This is a genomic window from Novosphingobium sp. CF614, from assembly GCF_900113255.1.
Lineage (GTDB): Bacteria > Pseudomonadota > Alphaproteobacteria > Sphingomonadales > Sphingomonadaceae > Novosphingobium.
In genome coordinates this window covers 429,711-454,365 of the sequence record NZ_FOOR01000001.1, presented here as the reverse complement: position 1 = coordinate 454,365, position 24,655 = coordinate 429,711, and the positions used below count along the sequence as shown (strand labels likewise).

At 62.6% G+C, this 24,655-nt stretch carries 18 protein-coding genes; 13 read left to right on the top strand and 5 right to left on the bottom strand.

What is annotated here, in order from left to right; translation table 11 throughout:
- Positions 1–282 precede the first annotated feature (282 nt).
- Positions 283–2,727, bottom strand: a complete 2,445-nt coding sequence (locus BM052_RS02120; protein WP_177198286.1) for a TonB-dependent receptor — start codon at positions 2,725–2,727, stop codon at positions 283–285.
- A gap of 848 nt (positions 2,728–3,575) precedes the next feature.
- Here BM052_RS02120 and BM052_RS02115 point away from each other — a divergent pair.
- From BM052_RS02115 to BM052_RS02075, 9 genes are all read left to right on the top strand, one after another.
- Positions 3,576–6,002: a TonB-dependent receptor gene (locus BM052_RS02115; protein WP_177198285.1), complete on the top strand. Its 2,427-nt coding sequence runs from the start codon at positions 3,576–3,578 to the stop codon at positions 6,000–6,002.
- Positions 6,003–6,238: 236 nt separating this feature from the next.
- Positions 6,239–6,922 carry a YfbU family protein gene (locus BM052_RS02110; RefSeq protein ID WP_177198284.1) on the top strand — a complete coding sequence of 228 codons (684 nt, stop codon included), beginning with the start codon at positions 6,239–6,241 and terminating at the stop codon, positions 6,920–6,922.
- A 262-nt stretch (positions 6,923–7,184) separates the two neighbouring features.
- Complete coding sequence (locus tag BM052_RS02105) at positions 7,185–8,027, top strand: TauD/TfdA dioxygenase family protein (RefSeq protein ID WP_177198283.1); 843 nt, start codon at positions 7,185–7,187, stop codon at positions 8,025–8,027.
- Between the two features lie 190 nt (positions 8,028–8,217).
- Positions 8,218–8,817, top strand: coding sequence for a nitroreductase family protein (locus BM052_RS02100; protein ID WP_091142620.1), 600 nt, complete (start codon positions 8,218–8,220; stop codon positions 8,815–8,817).
- A 58-nt stretch (positions 8,818–8,875) separates the two neighbouring features.
- Positions 8,876–9,718, top strand: a complete 843-nt coding sequence (locus tag BM052_RS02095; RefSeq protein WP_091142617.1) for an enoyl-CoA hydratase/isomerase family protein — start codon at positions 8,876–8,878, stop codon at positions 9,716–9,718.
- A gap of 165 nt (positions 9,719–9,883) precedes the next feature.
- The gene (locus BM052_RS02090; RefSeq protein WP_091142615.1) at positions 9,884–11,017 is read left to right on the top strand and encodes an acyl-CoA dehydrogenase family protein; all 1,134 of its coding nucleotides are present in this window, start codon (positions 9,884–9,886) and stop codon (positions 11,015–11,017) included.
- A complete protein-coding gene (locus BM052_RS02085; protein ID WP_177198282.1) occupies positions 11,014–12,177 on the top strand; it encodes an acyl-CoA dehydrogenase family protein in 1,164 nt (387 codons plus the stop codon). Before BM052_RS02090 ends, BM052_RS02085 begins: the two co-directional genes overlap by 4 nt.
- Before the next feature lie 52 nt (positions 12,178–12,229).
- The gene (locus tag BM052_RS02080; protein WP_255405916.1) at positions 12,230–12,805 is read left to right on the top strand and encodes a nuclear transport factor 2 family protein; all 576 of its coding nucleotides are present in this window, start codon (positions 12,230–12,232) and stop codon (positions 12,803–12,805) included.
- Between the two features lie 171 nt (positions 12,806–12,976).
- Complete coding sequence (locus BM052_RS02075; protein ID WP_091142610.1) at positions 12,977–14,344, top strand: aromatic ring-hydroxylating oxygenase subunit alpha; 1,368 nt, start codon at positions 12,977–12,979, stop codon at positions 14,342–14,344.
- Positions 14,345–14,374: 30 nt separating this feature from the next.
- Here BM052_RS02075 and BM052_RS02070 read toward each other — a convergent pair whose 3' ends face one another.
- A complete protein-coding gene (locus BM052_RS02070; RefSeq protein ID WP_177198281.1) occupies positions 14,375–15,142 on the bottom strand; it encodes a FadR/GntR family transcriptional regulator in 768 nt (255 codons plus the stop codon).
- Positions 15,143–15,506: 364 nt separating this feature from the next.
- Here BM052_RS02070 and BM052_RS02065 point away from each other — a divergent pair, with 364 nt between their 5' ends.
- The 4 genes from BM052_RS02065 (at position 15,507) to BM052_RS02050 (ending at position 20,879) form a co-directional block, all read left to right on the top strand.
- Complete coding sequence (locus tag BM052_RS02065; protein ID WP_091142606.1) at positions 15,507–17,258, top strand: N-acyl-D-amino-acid deacylase family protein; 1,752 nt, start codon at positions 15,507–15,509, stop codon at positions 17,256–17,258.
- Between the two features lie 112 nt (positions 17,259–17,370).
- Positions 17,371–18,363 (top strand): aldo/keto reductase, encoded by a 993-nt coding sequence (locus BM052_RS02060; RefSeq protein WP_091143036.1) that lies wholly within the window; start codon positions 17,371–17,373, stop codon positions 18,361–18,363.
- 64 nt (positions 18,364–18,427) lie between these two features.
- Positions 18,428–19,648 carry an MFS transporter gene (locus BM052_RS02055; protein WP_091142604.1) on the top strand — a complete coding sequence of 407 codons (1,221 nt, stop codon included), beginning with the start codon at positions 18,428–18,430 and terminating at the stop codon, positions 19,646–19,648.
- A gap of 43 nt (positions 19,649–19,691) precedes the next feature.
- Complete coding sequence (locus BM052_RS02050) at positions 19,692–20,879, top strand: hypothetical protein (protein WP_143084723.1); 1,188 nt, start codon at positions 19,692–19,694, stop codon at positions 20,877–20,879.
- A gap of 48 nt (positions 20,880–20,927) precedes the next feature.
- On the opposite strand, the gene BM052_RS02045 is transcribed toward BM052_RS02050, so the two are convergent.
- The 3 genes from BM052_RS02045 to BM052_RS02035 all read right to left on the bottom strand — a co-directional run bounded on the left by BM052_RS02045 (position 20,928) and on the right by BM052_RS02035 (position 24,136).
- The gene (locus BM052_RS02045; RefSeq protein ID WP_091142599.1) at positions 20,928–21,854 is read right to left on the bottom strand and encodes an SDR family NAD(P)-dependent oxidoreductase; all 927 of its coding nucleotides are present in this window, start codon (positions 21,852–21,854) and stop codon (positions 20,928–20,930) included.
- A gap of 69 nt (positions 21,855–21,923) precedes the next feature.
- Positions 21,924–22,766, bottom strand: coding sequence for an amidohydrolase family protein (locus tag BM052_RS02040; protein WP_091142597.1), 843 nt, complete (start codon positions 22,764–22,766; stop codon positions 21,924–21,926).
- 143 nt (positions 22,767–22,909) lie between these two features.
- Positions 22,910–24,136, bottom strand: a complete 1,227-nt coding sequence (locus tag BM052_RS02035; protein WP_091142595.1) for a cytochrome P450 — start codon at positions 24,134–24,136, stop codon at positions 22,910–22,912.
- Positions 24,137–24,655: the final 519 nt, after the last annotated feature.

The following is a 24,655-nucleotide window of genomic DNA, read 5'->3' as shown; positions in this document are numbered from 1 at the left end:
GGCTTGAGTCGGCCAGACGTGAGGATCGAAGATAAAGGCAGCATGCGGCGTCGTGGCTGGCAGCCGGGCGGCGTCACCCCCAGCGCGATGCTAAAATCGCAACGCGTTTGTAGAACTTCACATGCCGTGAAAATTGCCCATGGCCCAGCCTTGTAGGCGCGCGAGGCCGATCTCTCCTGCCCTGCCCGCCCGGAATATTCTGCCTCCCCGAGATCGAGGGAGGCAAATTGCAACGGCGAGGCAATCCGCAAGATTGCCCCGCCGTCGCTTCACTTCGATATCTTAGTTCGAAACGCCGTCGCCGAAGCGGACGCGCAGGCGCATGCCATACATCCGGGGTTGGCCAAGATAGCGCTGGTTGAACCCGAAGCTTGTATAAAGCGTCTGCTGCAGCGTGTAGGTGACCTGCTTCGTCACGTTGGTCGCAAAGGCCGAGATGTCGATCGGCTGCCCGCCGACGTCGGACCAGTTGAGGCTGAGATCGAGCTGCTTCACAGCGGAAGCCTTTGCATCGCTGCCGACGGAAGCTTCGGTCGAGTACGAAGAGCTGTACCTGTAAGTCGCCGCCAGCTCCAGCTTTCCGTAATCCTCGCCGATCGGAAACGCGACGGCCGGCGTTATGTTCACGCCCCATTTCGGCGAGTAGGGCAGCGGATCGCCCACGCCCGCGGAAGGCTGGATGACGTTGTAGATGCCTTCGGCGACGATGGCGTCGAAAAGCGCGGTATCGAGCGACTTGACCTCGGTGTTCAGATAAGTTGCCGAACCCGTCACCCGGAACCAGTCCGTGAAGCGGATCATGCCGTCCATATCCAGGCCATAGATCCGGGACTTGCCGGCGTTGAAGATCGACGTAGCGGTCTGGCCCGCGGTTCCAGGCAGGGTCGACAACAGGCCGATCTGGAGCTGCTGCTTCTTCAGGTTCGAATAGAACCCGGCGAGGTTCACATAGCCCGAAATCGCGCCCTGGAAGCTGGTCTTCACACCCAGTTCGTAGGAATCCACCGATTCCGGTTCGAACGTCAGGTTTCCGCCCACCGCCAAAGGCGCGGCGGAACCTTGACGGTAGCCGCGCGAGTAGCTGGCGTAGAACATCGCCTCATCGAACGGCGTATAGGACGCATTCACGGTCCAGGTCGGGCGCTTGGTCGAAGTCTTCAGCAGATCGGTGGGAGTCGAGCAGCCAGCGAAAGTCGCATACTTGGGCTGGCATCCCGCCAACGAGGCCGTGCCATAGTTGCCCGATCCACCACTGGAGAAGCGGTACAGCAGGCCTGTGGAGGTGCCCCGCGTGCGGTCATAAGTATAGCGGAGGCCGCCCGTCAGCTTCAGCTGCTCGGTCAGCGCATAAGTTGCCTGGGCATAGGCGGCCAGGTTGATGTACTCGAGCGTTCCGGTCGAGAAATTGAACGTGCCCGCGCCGGTTGCGAGGCCAGGCTGCAAGCATTTGAAATCGGCGGGACCTGTGAGCGGGGCGGACGAGCAGAACGCGCCAACGGCGGGCGAGAGCGACTGGGTTTCGGAGCCCGGAGTGCTGTGCTCGAAATAGAGGCCTGCCTGGTACTTCAGCTTTTGGGTGCCGTCGGTGCCCTGGATCTGGAGTTCCTCGGTCACATTCTTCTGGTCGTTGGTCCAGCCGCCATTCGGGCTGAACGAAAATGACGTCATGATATAGGAATCGGCCGGATGCACGAAACCGAAGGGATCGGCAATGCCAGCATAGGGATCCTTGATCGCCGAGGCGAAGATGTCCTGCCGCAGCCGCTGCTGGATATGCGAAAAAGAGAAGATATTCTTGACCGTCAGGTTGTCGGTCGCCAGCCAGGTGGTCGTATTGATGACCTGGAACTGTTTGGTCAGCGACTGCGGATTGGCCAGCTTCTGCTCGATCTGATAGGGATCGCCGCTTGCATTCAGGCGGGCGACCTGGCCCTGAAGCAAGGCGCCCAATCCGGCCGAGGGATTGGCCTTCCAGATCTGCGGCAGCGTGCCGTAGTTGTCGGAATGCGAATACGAAACGATCGTGTAGTTTTCGAGGGCGGGGGTCAGATCGAGCACCAGGCTGCCGCGTGCCGCGACGTAGTCGACATTCCCGAAGTCCTTGGGACCGACGCCCGAGACGTTGTGTTCAAACCCGTCGCGGGTCTGGCGATCGACGCCGAGCCGCAGGCGCGCCCATGAGGCGAGCGGGAGGTTGAGCACGCCCTGGATGCGGAACATGTTGTAGTTGCCGTAGGAGCCTTCGAGGTATCCCTCGAGGTTGTCGGTGGGCTTCTTGGGAACCAGCAGCACCGCGCCGCCGGTCGTGTTGCGGCCGAACAGCGTGCCTTGCGGGCCCTTGAGAACCTGCACGTTCTGGAGGTCGAACATGCTGCCCGGGCCGGCCCCGTCGCCGCCCTGGAGCGAAACGCCACCGCCGCGCGGCGCCACCACGTCGGCGAAGTAGGTGCCAACCGATGCCGAGGTGCGCAGTTCCTGCGAAAAGCCGCGAATCGAGAAATTGGCGTTTTCCGGCGAATAGCGCGACTGCACGTTCAGGCCGGGAACGACGTTCTTGAGATCCTCGGCGGAGGTGATGTTCGCCGTCGTCAAGCGGTCCTGGCTGACCACCGAAACCGAAATCGGAACATCCTGCAGACGTTCCTCGACGCGGCGGGCGGTGACGACGATGTCATCGCTGGCGACGTTCCCGCCGCTTCCGGAATCTTCGTCCGCGAAAGCCGGCATGGCTGCCAATAAAGCTGAAAGTCCAACCGTTGTCTTGATAATAGACTTATAACCAACATTCATCTCAGAGCATCCTCCCAAAAGTAGAAATTCCACGAAGCGTTCAGAACGAAAAATCATGAACATTCGAATTTGACAATTCGCGCGTCAAGCTACTCTGCTCACCTCAAGCAGATAAACTAATTTTCGCTCTTTCAAATTGGTTCGCGCGCCGCATCAGCGCCCTCGTTCGGGCCAAGGTCAACGAATCTCTTGCATGTCCTTCCCTCACGAGCCGCCCGGCGCGTTCCGCCGGGCATATCGGCCTGGCATGTCGGGCGCGCCGCATTGTACGGTATTCCCCGAGCAAGCGATGTGTCGTGTTCGCATGGCGGGGGGGGATTTTATGCGTGCGGGAACCTCATCGGCGAGCCGGAAACCTGCTGTTTCATTCGACCACTGGCGATCCGACGGTGACGGGCAGAGGCGATCACCTGTCGCTAAGAAGTAACAGTTCGTAAACTTCGTGCTTGAAGCGCCCGTTCGGCTATGGCGCGCGGCGGCAAAAACTGGCATTGGAGTGCCAGATAACGGTGCGAGAGGAGATGCATGATCCTGCCAAGGGTCTGCAAGGGATTTATCGAATCCGATATGAATCATCACTCCGAAACAGCACGATAAATAATTCAACGTGATCGGAAGTTGTGCGCTCACTTGCGCTAACGTTGGTGGTTGACTAAGCGCGATTAGTCTAGATGGACTAATATCGTTTTGTATTAGTTTGCTTAATTTTAGATTTTGGGAGGATATTGAGGATGAGAGTTGGCTATAAGTCTTTTATTAAGCTCACGGTTGGAGTTTCAGCGTTATTGGCGTCGGCGCCAGCATTTGCTGCCGCCGAAGAATCGGAAGGCGGCGCGAACGTCCCGGGGGACGACATCGTCGTCACCGCCCGCCGCGTCGAGGAACGTCTGCAGGATGTTCCGATTTCGGTCACGGTCCTGGGTTCGAACGACCTGAACCGGCTGAACATCGTCAATTCCGATGACTTGGCCAAGCATGTCCCGGGCCTGACCACGAACCAGCGCTACACGCCGGAAAGTTCGACTTTCACCATTCGCGGCTTCACCCAGGAGCTGCGCACCTCATCCTCGGTGGGAACCTATTTCGCCGACGTGGTGGCGCCGCGCGGCGGCGGCGCGGCGATTTCGGGCGGCGATGGCGCCGGCCCGGCCTATATGTTCGACCTCCAGAACGTGCAGGTTCTCAAGGGCCCGCAAGGCACGCTGTTCGGCCGGAATACGACCGGCGGCGCGGTGCTGCTGGTTCCCAAGAAGCCCACCGACAACCTCGAGGGCTACCTCGAAGGCTCCTACGGCAATTACAGCATGTTCCGCGTCCAGGGCGTGCTCAACCTTCCGCTCGCCTCGTGGGCGCGCCTGCGGATCGGCGTCGACCGGATGACGCGCGAAGGGTACATCCATAATGTCGCCGCGACCGGGCCGAGGGATTATCAGGACGTCGACTATACCGCCGCGCGTGCCGCGCTGGTCCTGGACCTTACTCCGGAACTGGAGAACTACACGATCGGAAGCTACATGCTCTCCGATCACGCACCGGCCGGCTACCAGGTCTATGACTACAATCTGTCGGTTGGCCTCGGCATCCTGGCCAAGCCGCAGGTCGATCGGCTGCGCGCCAGTTCCGACCCGTACCAGACCGAGCTCAGCCTGCCCAACGCGAGCGCCTGGACGCGCCAGTGGCAGATCATCAACACGACCACTTGGCTCGCGTCCGACTCGCTCACGATCAAGAACATCGCGTCTTACTCGCGCTTGCAGCAGAAGCTTCGGGCTTCGATCTTCGGCGGCAATTTCGTTGGACCGTTCAACTTCACCGGGGCGCTTGCCTTTGCGTTCCCTCCGATCCCTGACCGCGTCGTCTATACCTCCGGCGGTTTCACCGCCAAGGGCGATTGGCTCAACAACCAGCGCAACGTCACCGAAGAAATCCAGGTCCAGGGTATTTCGGCCGGAGGCAAGCTGAACTGGCAGACGGGCCTCTATTATGAGAACAGCTCGCCCGTCACGTTCTCCCGGACCACCGGTCCATCGACCGGCGCGCTCTGCTCGCTCGAGCCCTATGAGACGGCGGATGACCTGCTGTGCCGTTCCGCGAACCCGTCAAACCTGGCGTCGATCAACCTGCCGTCGGCGAAGGTCAAGTACATCAACATGGGCGCTTATGCCCAGGGCACTTATGCCTTGACCGATCAGCTCAAGGCCACTGCCGGGCTGCGTTATACTTATGACCGGTCGCGCGGCACCGCGATCGCGAAGCTGCGGTACTTCCCGTTCCTGCTCAACCCGGCGGGTCTTTCGCAGGCCGGGCCGGAACAATGCGAGGCTGGTTTCAGCGCGGAGACGGATTGCACGACGACCGCGAAGACTTCGAGCGGACGCGCCACCTGGACTCTCAACCTTGCGTACAATCCGATTCCCGATGTGATGATCTACGGAACTTGGTCGCGAGGCTATCGCCAGGGTGCGGCGAACCCGGCGGCGAGCCCGGAATTCAACACCTTCGATCCGGAATCCGTGGATGCGTTCGAAGGCGGCGTGAAGGCCAGCTTCGGTGGTTCGGGCCTCTCTGGCCACTTCAACGCGGCGGGTTATTACAACACGCTGCGCGACCAGCAGCTGCAATATGCTTTCGTGCCGAAGGATTCGAATACGTCCAGCCGCACGTCGATCATCAATGCAGGCAAGTCGCGTATCTATGGTGCCGAAGCCGAAGCGCTCGTGAACATAGGCGAGTATTTCCGCGTGAACGGTGCGGTGAACTACCTCAATACGAAGTTGCTCAAGGCGGAAGTGCCGACGGTGTCCAACGCCACCATCATCCCGACCGCGATCGAGGGCGGTGAACTGTCGTATTCGCCGAAGTGGTCGGGCTCGGTCGGCGGCGCGGTCAAGCTGCCGATCCCCGAATCGGCAGGCAAGGTGGAATTTTCCGCCACCTATCGCTTCCAGTCGAGCTACCAGGTGGCCCCGCCGACGATCACCTCGGTTCGCGCGACGCCGGTCAAGCAGGTCGACCTCAATCTTGACTGGACCAATGTGGGCGGTGCTCCCGTCGACCTGTCGATGTTCGTCAGCAACCTGACTAAGCAAGTCACGGTCGTTACCGTGAACGGCCTGGTCAATGTCCTCGGTTTCGACGCCCGCCAGCTTGGCGAGCCCCGGATGTTCGGCGCGCGCCTGCGTGTCCGCTTCGGCGAGGGCATTTCGAACTGAGGGAATGGGCAGGGCGATCTTCCGGGATCGCCCTGCCTCCCGCAGTCCCTGCCTGCTCGTTTCACGGGGCAGGTTCTTTCGCATCTGACGGCGCCTCGCCCGATTCCGCGGAAATAAAATCTTGACTTGAATGGGCGGTCACAGGAGGCGTAGCCGGAGAAGAGGTTCGATGGCTGCGCCTCGATCGTCATCGCCTTTTCGTTATTTCGTTATCGCAGGATGCAAGGAAGCTAGGTTTGTCTCACGCGGAGTCTGAATTCGCCCTTGGCGAGGAATTGCTGGGGCGAATCGATGCCTGGCGCAGCGTGCAGGATGCGCGCCCGACCCGCTCGCAAGCGGTCGTCGAGCTCATCAAGGCCGGATTGCGCGGCTCGGCGAGTTCCGCCCTGTCCCTGGGGGACAAACTGACACTGACCATCCTGTGCGAGATCAACCGCAAGGTCGGCGGCGAAGGAATGATCGATTCGGACTTCCTGGAGGCCGCCATCCAGGGCGGGCACAACTGGGCGATCGAATGGCAGCATCCCAGCCTGTCGCACGGACATATCAATTCGCAGGTAACGGCGGACTTCGTGGTCCGCGTCCTTTCGATGTGGAAGCGCATCGAGGAGAGTTTCGATCAGCTCGCGGTTCCGGAAAAAGAGCGGGTCCGGAAAGAGGCCGGCTTTTCCGGCGATCCGCAATTCCCGGGCTGGAGTAGCGCCGAAGAGGCGAACTACAAGAGCATTGCCCGGTTCATGACCGATCGCATGGAGCTGTTCCCGATGTTCGAGGGCAGGTCCGCCCTGGATTCGCGCGTGCCGGTGGTCGGGCGGTACAAGAGCATGCTCAAATGCCTGGAAGGTTTCGGTCGCGACGCGAACGATCGGCGGTTGAGCGCGGACGAACTCGTCGTTCTGTTTGGCCAGGCCGGATCCTGATCGATCCCTCGCCGGCTGTGGAGCGGCCCGGCATTTCGATGCCATGCTGCGCGGTAAAGCCAAATCGTCTGCGCCCGAGCGAACCGATTGACGCTGGGCATTGGAAAATTTAAACGTGTCACTTGAGTGACAGAATCGGTTCGGGTGGTTGCTTGGACGCGTTGTTCACCTAAATATGGGACAACGGGGCAGGCGCTGACACGAACCACCGTAACGATGGTCGGCCGGAGTCGCCTCGGGCTGCATCGAGGGAAGGATGGACATGGTAAGCTGCCAGATTCGCAATCTCAGCGCAGGCTTCGGCGCCGAAGTGATCGGCCTCGAGACAACCGGCGAGATCGATGCCGAAACGCGCCAGGCGCTGCGCAAGGCATTCGATGAACGTGGTGCCCTGCTGTTCCGTAAGTTGGACATCGACTTTGCCGGGCAGGATCGCCTGTGCCGGATGCTGATCGGTGACGAGACGCCGGGATCGACGGAGACTCGCAAGGAAAATCACGTTTCCAACAAGGAGGACGACGGACTTGCGCCCAGCGGCCGGCTTATGTTCCACGCGGACATGATGTGGCACGAGAAGCCCTTCCAGGTTCTTTCGCTTTACGCGATCAATGTCGAGCCGGGTTCGGCGACGACGTCGCTCACCAGCACCGAATATGCCTGGCGAACCCTTCCGGAGGATCTGCGCAAGCGGATCGAAGGAAAGCACGCGCGCCATCAGACCGGGCAGGTCTATCACCGCGGCGGGGACGATCTGCTGATGCCGCAGCGCTCGGTGGAACAGTCCACTGTCAAGGCGATTCCCGAGATTCATCCCCGCACAGGCAAGCCCCTGCTTTATGTCAGCCAGCAGATGACGCACAACATCGTCGAGCTGCCGGAAGACGAGAGCGAGGAACTGCTGCTCAAGGTTTTCGACCATCTCTATGCACCGGACATGGTGTACGAACACGAATGGCAGAACGGCGATCTGCTGGTGTTCGACAACATCGCGATGCAGCATGCCCGCGGCAATGTGGAGCGTGACGGTCCGACCCGGACCTTGCGCAAGGTCATCGCGCCCATCCCCAATATCAAGGCGGAAGCTCCCCGTTACGCCAAGGCCTGATTGTTTCGGGACCACCGGTGCAATGGTGGACCGGTGGTCCTGCCGTGGATCACGGCCGTGGGAGCGGAATTGCCTGGGGGCTCGCCATCGCGGGCTGTTGTCGGCCGGGGGACTGCCGGCGCATTCGCCGAACGGATCATAACCATCGCGCATGCCGGCTCCGTGCCGGCATCGCCAGGAAGGAAACCACATGATTGAATTGTTCCAGGGCAGCTCTCCGGAAACGCTGGACCTGTTGCACCGCCGCCGTTCCACTTCGGCGAAGGCCATGGGAGAACCCGGGCCGGATGCCGGGCAGCTTCGCCAGATACTCCAGGCCGCCAGTCGGGTTCCCGATCACGGCAAGCTGTTCCCCTGGCGCTTCCTGGTCATCGAAGGCGACGCGCGGGCCAAGCTGGGTGAAGTGCTTGAAGAGGCGCTGGTGGTCCGCAACGCGGGGGTTGGCGAATCGCTGAAGCGGTTCGAGCGCAATCGCTTTCTCAGGGCGCCGGTTATCGTAACCGTCATTTCCTCGCTGAAAACGGAAAAGCCGATCCCGGAATGGGAACAGCGCCTTTCCGCCGGCGCGGTATGCCAGACGGTGCTGGTCGCGGCGGCAGCGGCGGGCTTTGGCGCTAACTGGCTGACCGAATGGTGCGCCTATGACGAACTCGTCACGGAGAAGCTGGGCCTGGCGGAAGGCGAGAAGATCGCCGGCTTCATCTACATCGGCACGGGCACGGCTCCGCTGGAGGAGAGACCGCGGCCGGTGCTGGACGAGATCGTCGAACATTGGACCGGCTCCAACTGATCGCCCCGATCGCCGGCTCAAGATAATCACCGGCTCAAGATAGAAGCGGAGAAGATCGATGTCCGACAACGCGGACGCAACGCGCCACGACTATTCGCGCTACAGCGGCCTTGGCCTTTCGCTGTCCGATGGGATCATGACGGTTACGCTGTCGAATCCCGGACGCAAGAACGCCATTACCACGCTGCAGGGCGACGAGCTGGTCACGATCTGGGAGGATCTTTGGGAAGATCCTGACGTGCGCGTCATCATCCTGACCGGTGACGGCGGGGACTTCTGTTCGGGAGCGGACGTTTCCGGGCTGGTTCGCCGGGCGGAGCAGCCCGGAGATCCCGACGTTCGCGTGAAGCCGGTGAACCCCACGTTCCGCAAGGCACGGAAGCACGTCTACGGCATCCTGGAATGTGAAAAGCCGATCATCGCCAAAGTGCGCGGTGTCGCCTATGGTCTTGGCGTGAACCTGGCGCTGGCCTGCGACATGGTCTTCGCGGCCCCCGGTGCGCGCTTCTGCGATTCGCATGTCAAGGCGGGGCTGGTCGCCGGGGACGGCGGCGTGCTGCTCTGGCCTTTGCTGGTCGGCATGCACCGGGCCAAGGAGTACCTCATGACGGGTGAGCCGGTGCTGGCGGAAAAGGCGGCGGATATCGGCCTGATTAATGGCTGCATCCCGGACGACCAGCTCGATGCGCATGTCCAGGCGCTGGCCGAGCGGTTGCGGGACCTGCCGCCCCACGCGGTGAACTACACCAAGGCGGCGCTCAATGTGGCGATGCGCCAGATGACCGGCGCCGCGTTTGAAATGTCGCTGGGCTACGAAATCTATACGATGCGCACCAACGACTTCCGCGAAGCGACCCAGGCGATGATTGGCAAACGCAAGGGCCAGTTTCGCGGCGATTGATGGGCGGCGGGCGCTTTGGCCGCATCGCGCGGGCGCAAGCTGCGCACATGGGGCCATGTTTGATCGTCATTGGCGTGTCGTCAGAGCTTGGCCGAAGAAACGACCCATCGCTCGATCAAGAGCGAATGGAATGTTTGGGCCTGTGGGCCCCGGTGAGAGGCGGATATGAGCGCTGGGTCGGAGATGGTGCTGGACGAAGCGGAGCTTGCGACGCTGCGTGAGAGCATTGCGGATGTACTGACTTCGGAATGTGACAGTCGGGCGGTGCACGCTTGGCTGGATCGGGAAAACGACCTGGGGTCCTCGCTCTGGAGGCAGGCGACGGACCTGGGCTGGCTGGGCCTGTCGCTGCCCGAAGCCGATGGCGGCCTGGGCCTGGGGGCCAGGGGCTTGCAGCTTCTCAACGCCGAGTTGGGGGCGCACGCCGCACCGGGTGGTTTCATCCCGACGCTGTGCGTGGCGCAGTGGCTTTCCCACGTGTCCGGTTTCGACCAGCGCGAGGCCTTGCTGGGGGCAGTCGTTTCGGGCGAAGCCGCCTTTGCCGTGCCGGCGCTGCTCGAAGAGGCGAAGCCTTTGGCGCAGTCCGCCGATGGCGGGACGGTCAGCGGCTCGCTGGAGGTCCTGGGCGGGGTGCCGGAAGCGGCCGGAACGACTTACGTGGTTGTCCCGGTGGCTTCGGGCTGGGCCATCGTGCATGTCGACGGCGTCGCGGCGCGGCTGGATCCGATCGAGGCCTGGGATCTGACTCGCAACCTTTCCCGCCTTGAGTGCAGCAACGCGCCCGTGGTGGCGCTGATCCCGGACGGGGACGGCAAGGCGGGTGCGCTGCTGGGATCCTATGTCGCGCTCGCCCTGGCGGCGGACAGCGTCGGCGCGGCCAAGGGCATTGCGCTCAGGACGATCGAATACATGAAGGAACGCTTCCAGTTCGATCGGCCGATAGCTTCGTTCCAGGCGTTGCGGCACCGTGCGGCGGATCTGTTCATCAAGATCGCGACGCAGGAATCGCTGCTGGAACAGGCGGTGCAATGCCTGGACAACGGATCGCCTGATGCCGACATGTGGGCGCGGCTGGCGAAGGCCGGAGCGAGCGAGGCTTTCGTCTTCGTCGCGGCCGACTGCATCCAGTTGCACGGCGGCGTTGGCCATACCTGGGAATACGATCCGCATATCTACATCAAACGCGCGCGGCTCAACGAGGCGCTGCTGGGCAGCAACCGCGCTTTGCGCGAAGCGGCGATGGGCCTGCTCAATCAGGCGCTCGACGAAGGCCGCACGACAACGGAGTTGAACGCGTGATCCTCGAACACAAGGACGATCTGAAGGCCTTTCGCGAGGCGGTGCGGACCTGGACGCGCGAGACGGCGCCGCCCGAGCGCGCGCATGAATGGCAGCGGGCCAAGGGGCCGGAACTGGTCGAAGTCCAGAAGTGGTGGATGGACGAACGCCGCAAGGTGGGCCTGGCGACACCGCACTGGCCGGTGGAATACGGCGGCGCGGGACTGGGGCTTGAACACCAGATCATCATGGAGGACGAATTCGCGCGCGGCCATTCGCCGGGCAGCGAGATGTTCGTCATCAGCCTGAACCACGTGCCCGCCACGTTGATCCCCCACGGGACCGAGGCGCAGAAGAAGACTTATCTTCCCGCCGTGGCCGCGGGCGCCCTGTGGTGTCAGGGTTTCTCCGAGCCGGCGGCCGGTTCGGATCTCGCGGGCCTCAAGACCCGCGCGGTGCTTGATGACGATCACTATGTGGTGAACGGGCAGAAGATCTGGTCCACGAACTCCATGTATGCCAGCCAGTGCCTGCTGTTGGTTCGTACCGACCCGGCCGTGAAGAAGCACCAGGGCATCACTTACCTCATCATGGACATGGATACCCCCGGCGTCGAGGTGCGGCCGATCCGCAAATCGACGGGGGGATCGAATTTCGGCGAAATATTCCTCACCGATGTACGCATTCCCGTGGCGAACCGCATCGGGGAAGAGAACACCGGCTGGATGGTGTCGCAGTCGACCCTGGCGTCGGAACGAGGTGTGTTGAGCTTCAACTATGCCGAACGCGACATGATGTTCCTGGTCGATTACTATGCCAAGGCGCGGCACGAGCGTGCGGCTTGGCTTGACGATCCCGAGCTGCAACGCGAATTCATGACCCTGTTCGGCGAACTTCAGTCGCTGCGCCAGCAGATCCGCGTATTGCTGCGCGAGCCGGCGGACGCGCCGACCTGGTCGATGTTGCCCTCGCTCATCAAGGTTGCCAAGACCACGCTGAACAACCGCATCCATTCCTTCCGCATACGCGCGGCGGGGCTGTCGAGCCAGTTCATCGATCCCGCCTGGCGCGCGCCGATGTACGAATATCTCGAAAGCTTCGGCATGACCATTTCGGGCGGCTCCAACGAGATCATGCGCAACCTGATCGCCGAACGCGGCCTGGGCATGCCGCGGGGGTGACGGACAGGGGATGACCGGACTCGGCGCGGGCGATGGAAACGGGAGTGTGACCATGTCCGATGTCGACGATATGTCCGGTCTTGCGGCGACGGTTCGAATGCTGGCGGACCGGCAGGCCATCCGCGACTGCCTGATGACGTATTGCCGCGCCGTGGACCGGCTCGATCGCGAACTCCTGCTCAGCGTCTATCACGAGGACGCGATCGACGATCACGGTGTCTTCGTCGGTGATCGAGAGGCCTTTGCCGACTGGGTGATCGCTTTTCACGCGCGCGCGCAGCACGCGACGCAGCATGTGATTACCAATCATGTGTGCGAACTGGACGGCGATGTGGCGCATGCCGAAACGTATTACATGTTCGCGGCGATGAACCGGGATGGCGCGCCGCTGACGCTGTCGGGCGGACGCTATATCGACCGGTTCGAGCGGCGCGGGGGGCGCTGGGGGATCGTGCTGCGCAAGGTTGTGAGCGACTGGTGGGGCAAGCCGGGCGAGGCATGGCTTTCGCCGGAGGGGCGCCTCGCGCTGAACGCGGGGGTTCATGCCAGCCGTGATCGCCGCGATACGTCCTACGAACGTCCATTGCGATTTGACGAAAGTCGGCGCGGCGCTATCTTTGAGATATAGATGAGGATGCGGTCGACCGCGCTTTCGATTTCTCGTGCGAATTTGCGTGAAGTCAAAAAGTCATCATATGGATTATGCTTGGTATGAGCATGGTTGGCTTGTGGCCCCATATTGCCATTGTCCCGGTTCACGTGGGCTCTGCCCGTGACCCGGATTGAGGAGGAACTGAGAATGACGGTCCATCAGAAAGTGCGCATGGGTGAGCCGCCGGTCATCTCCTACCAGGAGCTGCTGGCCCGCGATACCCGGCCCTCGCCCGCGTTCTACGCGCCGATGACCCGCGACCTGGGTATCGAGCCGGTCCCCGCAAGTCGCTACACCAGTCCGGAATTCTTCGCCCGCGAGGTGGAGAAGGTCTGGATGAAGACCTGGCAGATGGCCTGCCGCGATGAGGATATTCCCGAGGTCGGGGATACTTATGTCTATGAACTGCTGGATCAGCAGGTGCTGATCGTTCGTCAGAAGGACGGCCAGGTTCGCGCCTTCAAGAACATCTGCCGGCATCGTGGCCGCAAACTGGTGAACGCTTCGGGCTGCAAGACCAGCTTCCGCTGCGCCTATCACGGGTTGACATGGGGCCTGGACGGCAAGCTGATCGAAAATCCCTTCGCCTGGGACTTCCCGCAACTGGGGGCGGACGACATTCCGCTGTTCGATCTGCGCTGCGAGAGCTGGGGCGGGTTCATTTTCATCAACTTCGATCACGCCGCCGCGCCGCTGCTTGAAGTGATCGCTCCCATGCCCGAGCACTTCGCGCACTGGAAGATCGACAATTGCTACAAGTCCGCCCACGTCGCCAAGATCGCCCATGCCAACTGGAAGGTCTGTGCCGAGGCTTTCCTGGAAGCGCACCACGTCATTTGCACGCATCCGGAATACAACTTGTTCTCCGGCTACGATTCGGGCCAGCATGACGTGCTCTCCGATCACGTGACGCGGTTCCTGGCGCCGAACGGGATCACGCCGGGGCCGTTCCTCGATCGCGGTATCGACGATGAGCGCCGCCTGTCGCTGATGCTCGCCGCAGGCAACCGCGCGTTCGACACGTCGAAGAAGATCGAACTGCCCGAAGGCATGAGCGCCCGGGCTTTCGCCGCCGAATCGGTGCGCAAGATGGTCGGCGAGCGTACCGGCTATGATTTCAGCGAATATTCCGATGCCGATATGCTTGACGGGCAGGGCTATGACATCTTCCCCAATTTCCACCTCTGGGGTGGCTTCAAGGACAAGATTTCATACCGTTTCCGTCCGATAAGCCATGATCGCACGCTGATGGAAGTGTTCCTGTTCACGCTTGCCCCCAAGGACGGCCCCCGGCCCAAGCCCGCCCAGCTGCGCATGCTGAGCGAGGACGAGGACTGGACCGGCGTGCCCGAACTGGGCGCGCTCGCTCCGGTCTATGACCAGGACTACTCCAACATGGGGCCGGTTCAGCAGGGACTCACCTCCATGGGCGACGAACCTGTCCATTTCAGCCAGTATCTGGAAGTGCGTTGCCGCAACCTTCACCGGATGGTCGATGAATACATGAAGCGTTGAGGCGGGTTGGTGCGCCGGGGTCGATCATTCCTATCGGAACAGGTCGATCACCTCGGTCGCGCCGACTGATTTGAGCCACACCCGGCCTGCCCTGGTCACGTGCACCTGCCAATGCGCCTCGGCCGCGTCGGCGTCTCCGGCTTCGATCAGGTCGGCGAGCTTGCCGTGCGAGCGCAGGCCGTAGCGCAGCGAGGCCATCCGCTCGGTATCGTCGAGCGGCTGGATGCCGGACTGGGCGGCCAGCATCGCGCGTTCGAACAGGTTTTTCAGCGCCGTGCCGAATACCGCCAGGGTCTCGTTCCCGCACTCTTCCATCAACAGCGTGTGAAACTCGGCGATGGCGCGTGTCACGGCGACGAAATCGTCGATCACGCTCAGTTCGAGTTCGATATGCGCGCGCAGGGCACTGGCGGCCGCCTTGGGGCGGCGCTGTGCGGCCAGCCGCGCGGCGCGCGGTTCGATCAGGGCGCGCGCCTCGAACAAGTCTGCGATCGTCGCTCCCCGTGTTTGCAGCGCCATGGCCGCCGCGCTGGCGACAACGCCGGAATCGGGCCGCGTCACGCGTGCGCCGCCGCGTGCGCCGCGGCCGACCTTGACCAGGCCCAGCGATTCCAGCACGCGGATGCCTTCGCGCACGGTCGGGCGCGAAACCTGGAATTCCTCCATCAGCCGGCTTTCCGAGGGCAGGCTCTGGCCGTCCTTGAGATGACCGGTTACGATCGCGCGGCGGATGCGATTGGCGACCAGTTCGGCCGCCTTGGGGACTCGGATCGATTCGGATTCGTTCGGAAAGAGCATCCTGGCACCAGTAAATTCGTATGTCGCAGCGTCCGGGCGCGGCCCCGTGCCGCACGGTTCCAAACCCCACGGCATATTGGCTGCTGCATAGCAGAAATATCGCTAACAAGGCTAAAGAATTCGGCGAATCGGCGCCGTCGCCAATGGTGCCTGGCGCAAGCGCCATCCGCCCCGTGGGCCGCTTCGCGAATGGCGCCGTGACGGTTCAATTTAATAGACAACTTCGCCAGCGGATTATATAAGCGCCGCAAACGTGATATTCACATTGGGACCACACCTGCACGTGGCGCAGAACCACGGCGGACGAGGATTGAAGGCTCCTCTGCCAGCGTCAGTGCACGGTCAGCGAAAAAGGAACAGATCGATGCCCCAGTCCAATTCCGACGCCGATCTTATCGTGCGTAACGGGCTGATCGTCGACGGCACCGGGGGGGAACCCTACGCCGGCGACGTTGCCATCAAGGACGGAAAGATCATCGCGGTCGGCAAAGTCAGCGGCAGCGCCAAGGAAGAGCTTGATGCCACGGGCTGCATCGTCACTCCGGGCTTCGTTGACCTGCACACGCATTACGATGGCCATGTCCTGTGGGACACGCATCTGAAGCCATCGTCCAATCACGGCGTCACCACCGCGCTGATCGGCAATTGCGGCGTCGGCTTCGCGCCGTGCAAGCCGGAAACGCGCCCGGCCATGCTCAACTTCATGGAGGGTGTAGAGGACATTCCCAAGGAAGTCATGGAAGCCGGCCTGGCCTGGAACTGGGAGAGCTTCCCCGAATATCTCGATGCGGTTGCCGACCGTCATCTCGACATGGACGTCGCCGCGCATATTGGACACATCCCGCTGCGCGCCTACGTCATGGGCCAGCGGGGGATCGACCGCGAACCGGCGACTCCCGAGGAAATCGAGGAGATGGGCCGGATCGTCGAGGATGCGGTTCGCGCCGGAGCGATCGGTTTCTCCACCTCGCGCACCTCGCACCACCAGAGCCGCGACGGCAAGAACACCGCCGGCCTTACCGCTTCCGAGGAAGAGCTGGTGGGCATCGCCAAGGGCGTGCAGCGCGGCGGTGGCGGGGCGATTCAGCTCATCACCGACTTCAAGGACCATGAGGGCGAGTTCGCGCTGATCGAAGCCATGGCGCGCGAATCGGGCTGCTCGGTATCCTTCACGATGACGCAGAAGGAAGACAACCTGAAGCGTCACGAAAAGACGATGGAGATGATCGAGAAGGCCAATGCGGAAGGGCTGGAAATTCGCGGCCAGGTGCTGAGCCGGCCGACGACGACCCTGTTCGGGCTGACCGTCTTCGGGCATCCTTTCACTTTCAGCCCCAGCTATCAGGCGATCGCGCATCTGCCGCTCGCCGAACGGGTCGCGGAAATGAAGAAGCCCGAGGTGCGCAAGGCGATCCTCGACGAATTCCCGACCATCACCGAGCATCGCGCGTCGAAGGCGTTCACCATGCTCGATCGCATCTACGAACTCAAGGCGGTCGAGCCGGAGCTTGAACCGTTCAAGGAAAACAGCCTTGCCGCCATCGCCGAGAAGCTGGGCGTTCCGGCCAAGGAATATGCCTATGATCGGCTGATCGCGGACGATGGCCTGACCATGTTCATGCTGCCTTCGACATCGATGATCGACGTGGCGATGGATGCCATCGAACGCATGATGAAGCACCCCAACACGGTGCTGGCGCTGGGCGACGGCGGTGCGCACTCGACGCAGATCTGCGACGCCAGCGCGCAGACTTACATGCTCACCCGCTGGATCAAGGGCCGTCATGGGCGTTCGATCTCGCTCACCGAGGGGATCAAGATGATAACGCTTGATCCTGCCGTCACTGCGGGAATGCTCGATCGCGGCGTGATTAAGGTGGGCTACAAAGGCGATCTCAACGTGATCGACATGGACAACATCACGCTCTACCGGCCGCTGCTGGTCAAGGACATGCCGGCCGGGGCCGGCCGGGTCATCATGCCCACCACCGGCTATCGCGCGACGATCGTGAGCGGAGAGATCACCCGGCTCAACGATCAGGAAACGGGGCGCCTGCCCGGCCGCCTGATCCGGGGCCGGCAACCCGCTCCCACTCCCACGCCCGTAATGGCGTAAGCTACCAGGCATCAGGTGGCGCCCCTGGCCGTTCGCGGCCGGGGGCGCGCAGATTTTCGGCCCCGGTTGTCGGAGTGACGCCGGTTTGCAGATCGATTTCGCGGGAGAGAACATGAAATACAAGCGCCTCGGGAAGTCCGGGCTCAGGGTCAGCCCGCTTTGCCTCGGCTGCATGAGCTATGGTGACAAGAGTCAGCGCAGCTGGATCCTCGAAATCGACGAGGCGCGGCCGTTCTTCCAGAAGGCGATCGAGGCGGGCATCAATTTCTTCGATACCGCGGATACCTATTCGTTCGGCGTGAGCGAGGAAGTGACCGGCAAGCTGATCCGCGAATTCATGCCGCGCGATCAGGCCGTCATCGCCACCAAGGTGTTCAATCCCGCGGCGGAAAAGCCGGGCCCGAACGGCGTCGGCCTGTCGCGCAAGCACATCATGGAAGCGGTTGACGGCAGCCTGCGGCGCCTGGGAACCGACTACATCGACCTTTACCAGATCCACCGTTTCCATCGCGGCACGCCGATCGAGGAAACCATGCGCGCGCTCGACGATCTCGTGCGGGCGGGCAAGGTGCGCTATATCGGCGCTTCATCGATGTATGCTTTCCAGTTCGTGCAGATGCAGTACGTCGCCGAGATGAACGGATGGACCAAGTTCATCTCGATGCAGAACCTCTACAATCTGCTCTGGCGCGAGGAAGAGCGGCAGATGAACGATTTTTGCGTCCAGACCGGCGTGGGCCTGATCCCGTGGGGGCCGCTGGGCGGCGGATTCCTCTCCACCGATTGGCGCAAGACCGAAAAAAAGCATTCCGAGCGCACGCGCGAGACGGGCTTCTACGTTACCAAGGCCTATGAAAAGCCCGCCGACTACAAAGTCCTGGATGCCCTTATCGAAGTGGCCGAGCGGCACGAAAAGCCCATGGCGCAGATCGCGCTGGCCTGGCTGATGTCCCGCCCCGGCGTGACCGCGCCCATTACCGGCGCGACCAAGCTGAGCCATCTCGATTCCGCGATCGGCGCGCTGGAGGTGCGGCTTGAGCCCGAGGATTTCAAGGCGCTGGACGATTGCTACACCTGGAACCGCAATCTCGGCCTGTTGAGTTGAGCATGGCCCGTCGGGGTTCACGATCGTTCGATCCCCGGCTTGCGCCAATCGAAAGTGCGATCCAATGAATTTCGCGGTCGGCTGGCGGCAGGTCGCCACCATATTCTTCATGCTGGCGCTGGCCAGCGGCATCGTCTTCAGTTCGTATGGGATCATTTCCGCGCCGATCGGCAAGGAATTCCACGCCACGCATACCATGACCATGATGGGCATGGGGGCGATCCTGTTGTTCGGCGTGGTCATGTCGCCGATCATCGGCGGGTGGATGGATCGCTTTCCCTTCCAGGTCTTGACGACCGCCGCGGCGGTGCTGCTGGCGAGCGGGTTATTCGCGCTCTCGTTCGTGCAGACGATGTGGCATGTCATCGCGGTCTATGCGGTGTTCATGACCATTCCGATTTCGGTTTGCGGGCCGATGGGGGCATCGGTGCTCATCATGCGCTGGTTCGTGAAGCGGCGCGGGTTGGCCATGGGCATCGCGATCGCCGGTCTGTCAGCAGGAAGCTTCGTTTTCCCGGTGGTGGTCCAGCAGGTCATCGAAGTTCTCGACTGGCGCATGGCGCTGCGCATTCTCGCGTTGTTCGTCGCCCTCACGATGATCCCGGCCGGGCTGTTCCTGATCGTCAGTCGGCCGGAGGATCGCGGTCTTCACCCCGACGGCGCCTCGGAACCGCCGCCGGAACAGCCCTCTACCCGGACCAAGGGCAAACCGGTTTCGATTCGCGAAGTGGTCGGCGATCTCAATTTCTGGCTGGTCGCCTTCTCGCTGGGCATCCCGATGTCGTCCGGCACGGGGACGACCAGCAACATCGTTCTTTTCGCGGGCGATCTTGGGATTCAGGCGAAGATCGCCGCGCTCGCCATGTCGACCATCGCGGTGAGCAGCGCGTCGGGCAAGCTGATGTTCGCATTCGTAGGCGACCGGTTCGATATTCGCCTGATCCAGTTTACCAGCATGGTGTTGAGCACTGCGGGCCTGCTGACGCTTGCCTCGGCCGCGTCGGTTCCGGGGCTGTTTGCCGGTGGAGCCCTGTTTTCCTTTGGTTCGGGTCTGCTGAACCCTCTGTGGGGCGTGCTGATCGCCAGGACTTTCGACCGGGCGGTCGTCGGCAAGGCGATGGGGCTCGTGATGTCGATCGCCATGGTCCTGTCGGTGATATCGCCCGTGCTGTTCGCCAAGCTGCGCGATGTGACGGGCTCGTATGCCACGCCGTTCATCTTCTACGGCGTGGCCATTCTGCTTTCCACGGCCCTGCTTCCCAAGATCAAGCTGCGTTCGGCGTAGCGCCTTGCGGACCAAGCCGATGCCGCGCGAGGGGGAGATATTGATGCGCACGACGACTTATTGCTACCCTTGGGACCTGGCGCGGCTGGGGGTTGCGCGGGCCCTGGGTGAAATTGCCGGGCACGGTATCCAGGCGATCGACCTTGCGGCCAATTATCACCCGATCGATGCGCTTTCCCCGCGCGGCGGGGTGAACTTGTTCAGTGACGCGCGCGGCGCGGTCTATTTCCCCGCGCGGGCCGGGCGCTATGGCCGGATCAAGCCGTTGATTCATTCGCCCGAGATCGCGGGGGCCTGGTCGCTGGCCGCAGAAGAGGCCGCGCGGATCGGGCTGGGGCTCAATTCGTGGACGATCACCTTGTTCCAGCCCTGGATCCGCGATGCCCATCCCGATTGCGCGCGGGTACTGCCCTGGGGCGATAGCAGTGGTTCGGGCGTCTGCGCGGCGAACCCCGACGTCAGGACCTACATCGTCGAACTCTGCGCCGACCTGGCCGACCAGTTCGGCATAGACCTGTTCCGGCTTGAAGGCGTGTTGCCGCACACCTTCGACCTTGACTGGCTGCGTCCGCGCGCGCTGGTGCGGATATCGGCATTGGCGCGCACGCTTTCGAACCTGTGTTTTTGCGGCAGCTGCAAGGCGCGGGGGAAGGCGGCGGGCATCGATGTCTCGGCGCTGCAGGCCCGGGTGGTCCGCACGATCGAGGCGGAGATTGTCGGTGAACCGAACAGTGACGAACGGGCGGCCGCGCTTGCTCTCGATGCGGACCTGATGGCCTTCGCCGAAAGTCATGCGCGCGCCTCGATCGAACTGGTGGGTGAAGTGGCGGCGCGCGTGGGCCACGCGGCGCGGGTTTCGGCCAACGCCATTACGCCTTATCGCTCGCTGCTGGGTGATGCGCGTGACGATGCTTTGCTGACCGGGTTCATCACAGCCGGCACGCAAGTCGATCTCAACGTGCTCAATCCTGCGGGCAACCGGCTGGTCGCCGCTCTCAATGCGGCGGTGGAGAGCCCGCGCCCGCTTTCCGCCCTTTACGTCACGATCCGCAATCCGACCGTGACGAGCGCCGCGCAAGTGGCCGAATCCGGGGTCGACAAGATGCTGCAGAACTTGCAGGCGACAGCCGACGTCGGCGTGCGCGAACTGTCGCTTTACAATTACGGTTTGCTGCCGGACGCGGACGTGCGCGTTTTCATGGAGGCGGTCGGCCAGCTTCGGCTGGACTGAACGACCGCCTCTTTCGCTTTCGGACTGCCCGTTTCAGGCCTTCGTGTTTCAGGCCTTTACGGGTTCGGGCAGGAAGGGGGTGGCGCCGATCCCGAATTGCGTCGCGCTCGACATGTCGAGGATCTGGTCGATATTTGCCGCGATCGATTCCACGCTGATGTCGTCCGTCTTGTAACCGGCGTTTTCCATGATCGACATGCGCAGCACAAGGCCGCCGCCAGCAGCCAGCAGCACGCCGTTCAGCTTGCAGGATTCGTGCGCAAGATAGAGCGCCGCGGGTGATGACAGTTCGGGCGGGAACATCGCCATGTTCTTCTCGAACAGCGCGGCCGGACGATCGTACACGTGGGCGAGGACATCGGGCGCCGACAGGCGCGTGGCGATGCGCGGTGCGAAGCCGTTGACGCCGACGCCGTGATACTTTGCCTCGGCCGCCAGCGTCAGGGTCAGGCCGATGACCCCGGCCTTGGCGCCGCCATAGCCGGTGCCCCGCTCGTGGATGCCAAGCGGCCCTTCCGAGATGGTGTTCACCAGGCGGGCGTTCCGGGCCTTGCAAAGGTGCGGCCAGGCGGCTTTCGTTACATAGACGGTGCCGAGGTAATGCACTTCGTTGAGCATGCGGAACTGGTCGAGCGTCTGGATGTCGAACAGCTCCGGAACGCTGGTTCCGGCGTTGTTGATGAGGATGTCCAGTCCGCCGAAGCTGTCGAGCGCCAGTTCCACCATGCGCGCGGCGCCCGCGACATCGTTGACCTTCTCGAAGGAAGCGACCGCCTCGCCGCCAAGGGCCTTGATCTCGTTGACCACTTCCTCGGCGGGAGCGGCCGAAGCGCCCGACCCGTCGAGCGCGACGCCCGGATCGACGACGACGATGCGCGCGCCGCGCTTCGCCAGCTCGATAGCATGCGTGCGGCCGACACCGCGGCCGGCCCCCGTGATGATGGCGACTTTGCCATCGAAGCGCAGTTCACTCATCCCATGTCCTTTCAGTTTGCAATGGATCCAAGCGTAGCCCGGTTGGTTGGTGTTCGTCTTGGCTTTTCATCAAGCGCCCGGGCTTGGCGACCAGCCGTAGGTCCGCTCCGCCGCGCCGCCCATCAGCATGGCGCGGTCGCTGTCGGAGAGATGTGGCGTGGTGCGGAAAGCTTCGACTCCCTGCTCGTAGCTCAGCGACTTGACCGCGCGCGTCCAGTCGGTGCCCCACAGGCAGCGTTCGACACCGAAGGCATCGATGATGCGCAGGAGCGGGTTCCAGATGTCGTCATAGGGGAAGGCCTGTGCCGACATGGTGCCCGCGCCGCTCAGCTTGATCCGGACGTTGTCATGTTCGGCGAGGGCGAGCACTTTGGGCAGATCCGCCCAGATGTCGGGGCCATCGGGCCGATAGGGTTGGGGCAGACCCACGTGGTCGATGACGACCAGTGTATCGGGATGGCGGGCGACCAATGCCCTGGCTTCGTCGAGGTGGTGCCAGGCGAAGAGGTTTACTGCCATGCCGTGACGGGCCCCTGCGGTCAGCGCGAGGTTCAGTCCAGGATCGAGCGGGTCCTTGGTTTCCGCGAATGTGAGCATCACCCGGATGCCGACGGCGCCCGGCGCGCTTGCCCATTGGGCGATGTCCTCGGCAACGGCGGGATCGGTGGTGTCGACTGGCTTGACCAGTGCGAAGCGACCCGGATGGCGGGTGTGAACCTCCTGGGCATAGCTGCTGTCATAGCGATAAGTCGTATACGTGGAGACGATGATTGCGCCATCGATGCCCAGCGCATCCATGGCGGCGACCTGCTCGTCTCCGGTCACGTGCGCGGGCCCGGTGATCGTGCTCACCCAGGGGCGTTCGGGTCGGTTGGCCTCGTAGACGTGAACCTGGCTGTCGATCACTGCCATCGTGCCTGCTCTCTCCCTTGTGGCCGTCCATCGCGGCCCATTTTATTGGAGCTTCGCGTGCCTTGCCCAGGCCTGCGCGAAACCCTTGTCGATCGTGCGGACCTTGCGGCATCGGTTCGCCACAAGGTCCGCCGAAAGATGGATCAGACCTTGTCGCAGGTCACCACGGCTTCGCGCAGTTCGTAGCCCTGGGTCGAAAGGCTCCAGCCGACCGTCGGCGGCTTCGCAAGCTTGAAGCCAGGCACGCGCAGCAGCCGGTCAAGGAAAATGCGCGTTTCGTGAAGCGCGACTTGCGCGCCCGGGCAGCGATGCGGCCCGTCGCCGAAGCTCAGCCACGAACCCGCGACTTTCTGGCGCTTGGCACGGTCGGGATCGATCTGGAACGGGCATTCGCCCACCACCGTTTCGTCGCTGTTGACCCCCCGGATATCGACGGCCAGCAACTGGCCGGCCGGAACCGCGCCTTCGGTGGTTTCGGGAATGTCGCTGACCGGCTTGCGATAGAGGTAGCCGGCGATGGGATCGAGGCGAAGAATTTCCTCGATGATCGCGAACTGCTCCTCCTCGTTCGCGGCAAGGAAGCGCTCCCTGATGTCGGGGTGATCCCACAGCTGCCAGGTCGCCATGACCATGAATTCGCGCGTGGTGGAGACGCCGGCGCCGGCATAAGTCATGACCTCGACGATCATGCCTTTCATCGAATAGTTGTTCTGCACCATGTAAGTCATGACGTCGTTGCCGGGATTGGCGCGGCGTGCCTCGGCTGCCGGGGCGATGTGCTCCTTGTAGAGCTTCATCACGCGCGAGGCATAGACCGCCTTGTGGAACCAGCCGAACACCACGTCATGCATGAAGCGGTAGAGTGGGCGCTTGTCGAAGCTGTTGTGACTGCCCATGATCGCCTTGATCTGCCGGGTGAGGTCCTGGCGATCGGTATTGGTCAGCCCGACGATTTCCATGGTCACGTCGGACGCCAGTTGCAGGGTCATCTCGTCCAGCACGCCCGACCCCTTTTTCTGGAAGTCGGCGATCAGGCGGTCCATCGTCGCCTGCATCAGCGGATGATAGCGGCTGACGATCGCCTTGGGCGCGAAATGGGCGGCAACCGACGCCCGCCGCTTCTTGTGCTCCTCACCATAGAGGAAGAAGAACGAGATCTCGTCGGGCTTGCTGTAGTCCATCGAGTCCGCGCTGCTCGCGGCCTGACGCATTTCGGGCGAACGCAGCACTTCGCGGGCAAAGCGGAAGCTTTTCGAAACGCGCGAATTGGGAAAGACGGGCAGCCCTGCCTTGAACGAGTCGCCGGTCTTGCGATCGTCGCGACCGGCGTGGACGGGACAGCCACCTTTTTCGATTACCTGAGTGCTCATTATATCCTCTCTAAAGATGTGCCGAGCCGGCATCGCGGTGGCATGGCGGCCCGCCGCATCTCGTGTGCTCTGCAGTCCTCCCGGTTTCTGCCAGTGGACTGACAGAAAATCAACGGCAAACGGCGCGGACGTGTGGTCTGGCGGCAGGTCATGCGGGTTCGCCCCGCCTGGCTGGGTTCGTCGCGCCGGAATCCGGGTCGTATTCCCGTAGGCCTCGCCCCGAATTGTTCCGAATCGCTTTGGACCGAGCCGCGTCGCCAGCCGGATTCTCGTCCGAGTTTCCGGTTCGACCCAATACGGTGCAATCTCGCGTCGACTTCGCCGTAAATCCTCGCGCGCATGCCTCGGTTCTCTTTGTCGGTTCCCAACGGCGGCTCGCTTGCGGCTATGCTGAAATCAACTGGATACAGATGAATCTGGAACAAAACGATCCCCATGAGTCGAGCGGCGCTGCGGCGATCGACCCGGCGGGAGCAAGCCGCCTCGCTTGTCGCCGGCGCGGCGGTCTCGGCTGATCGG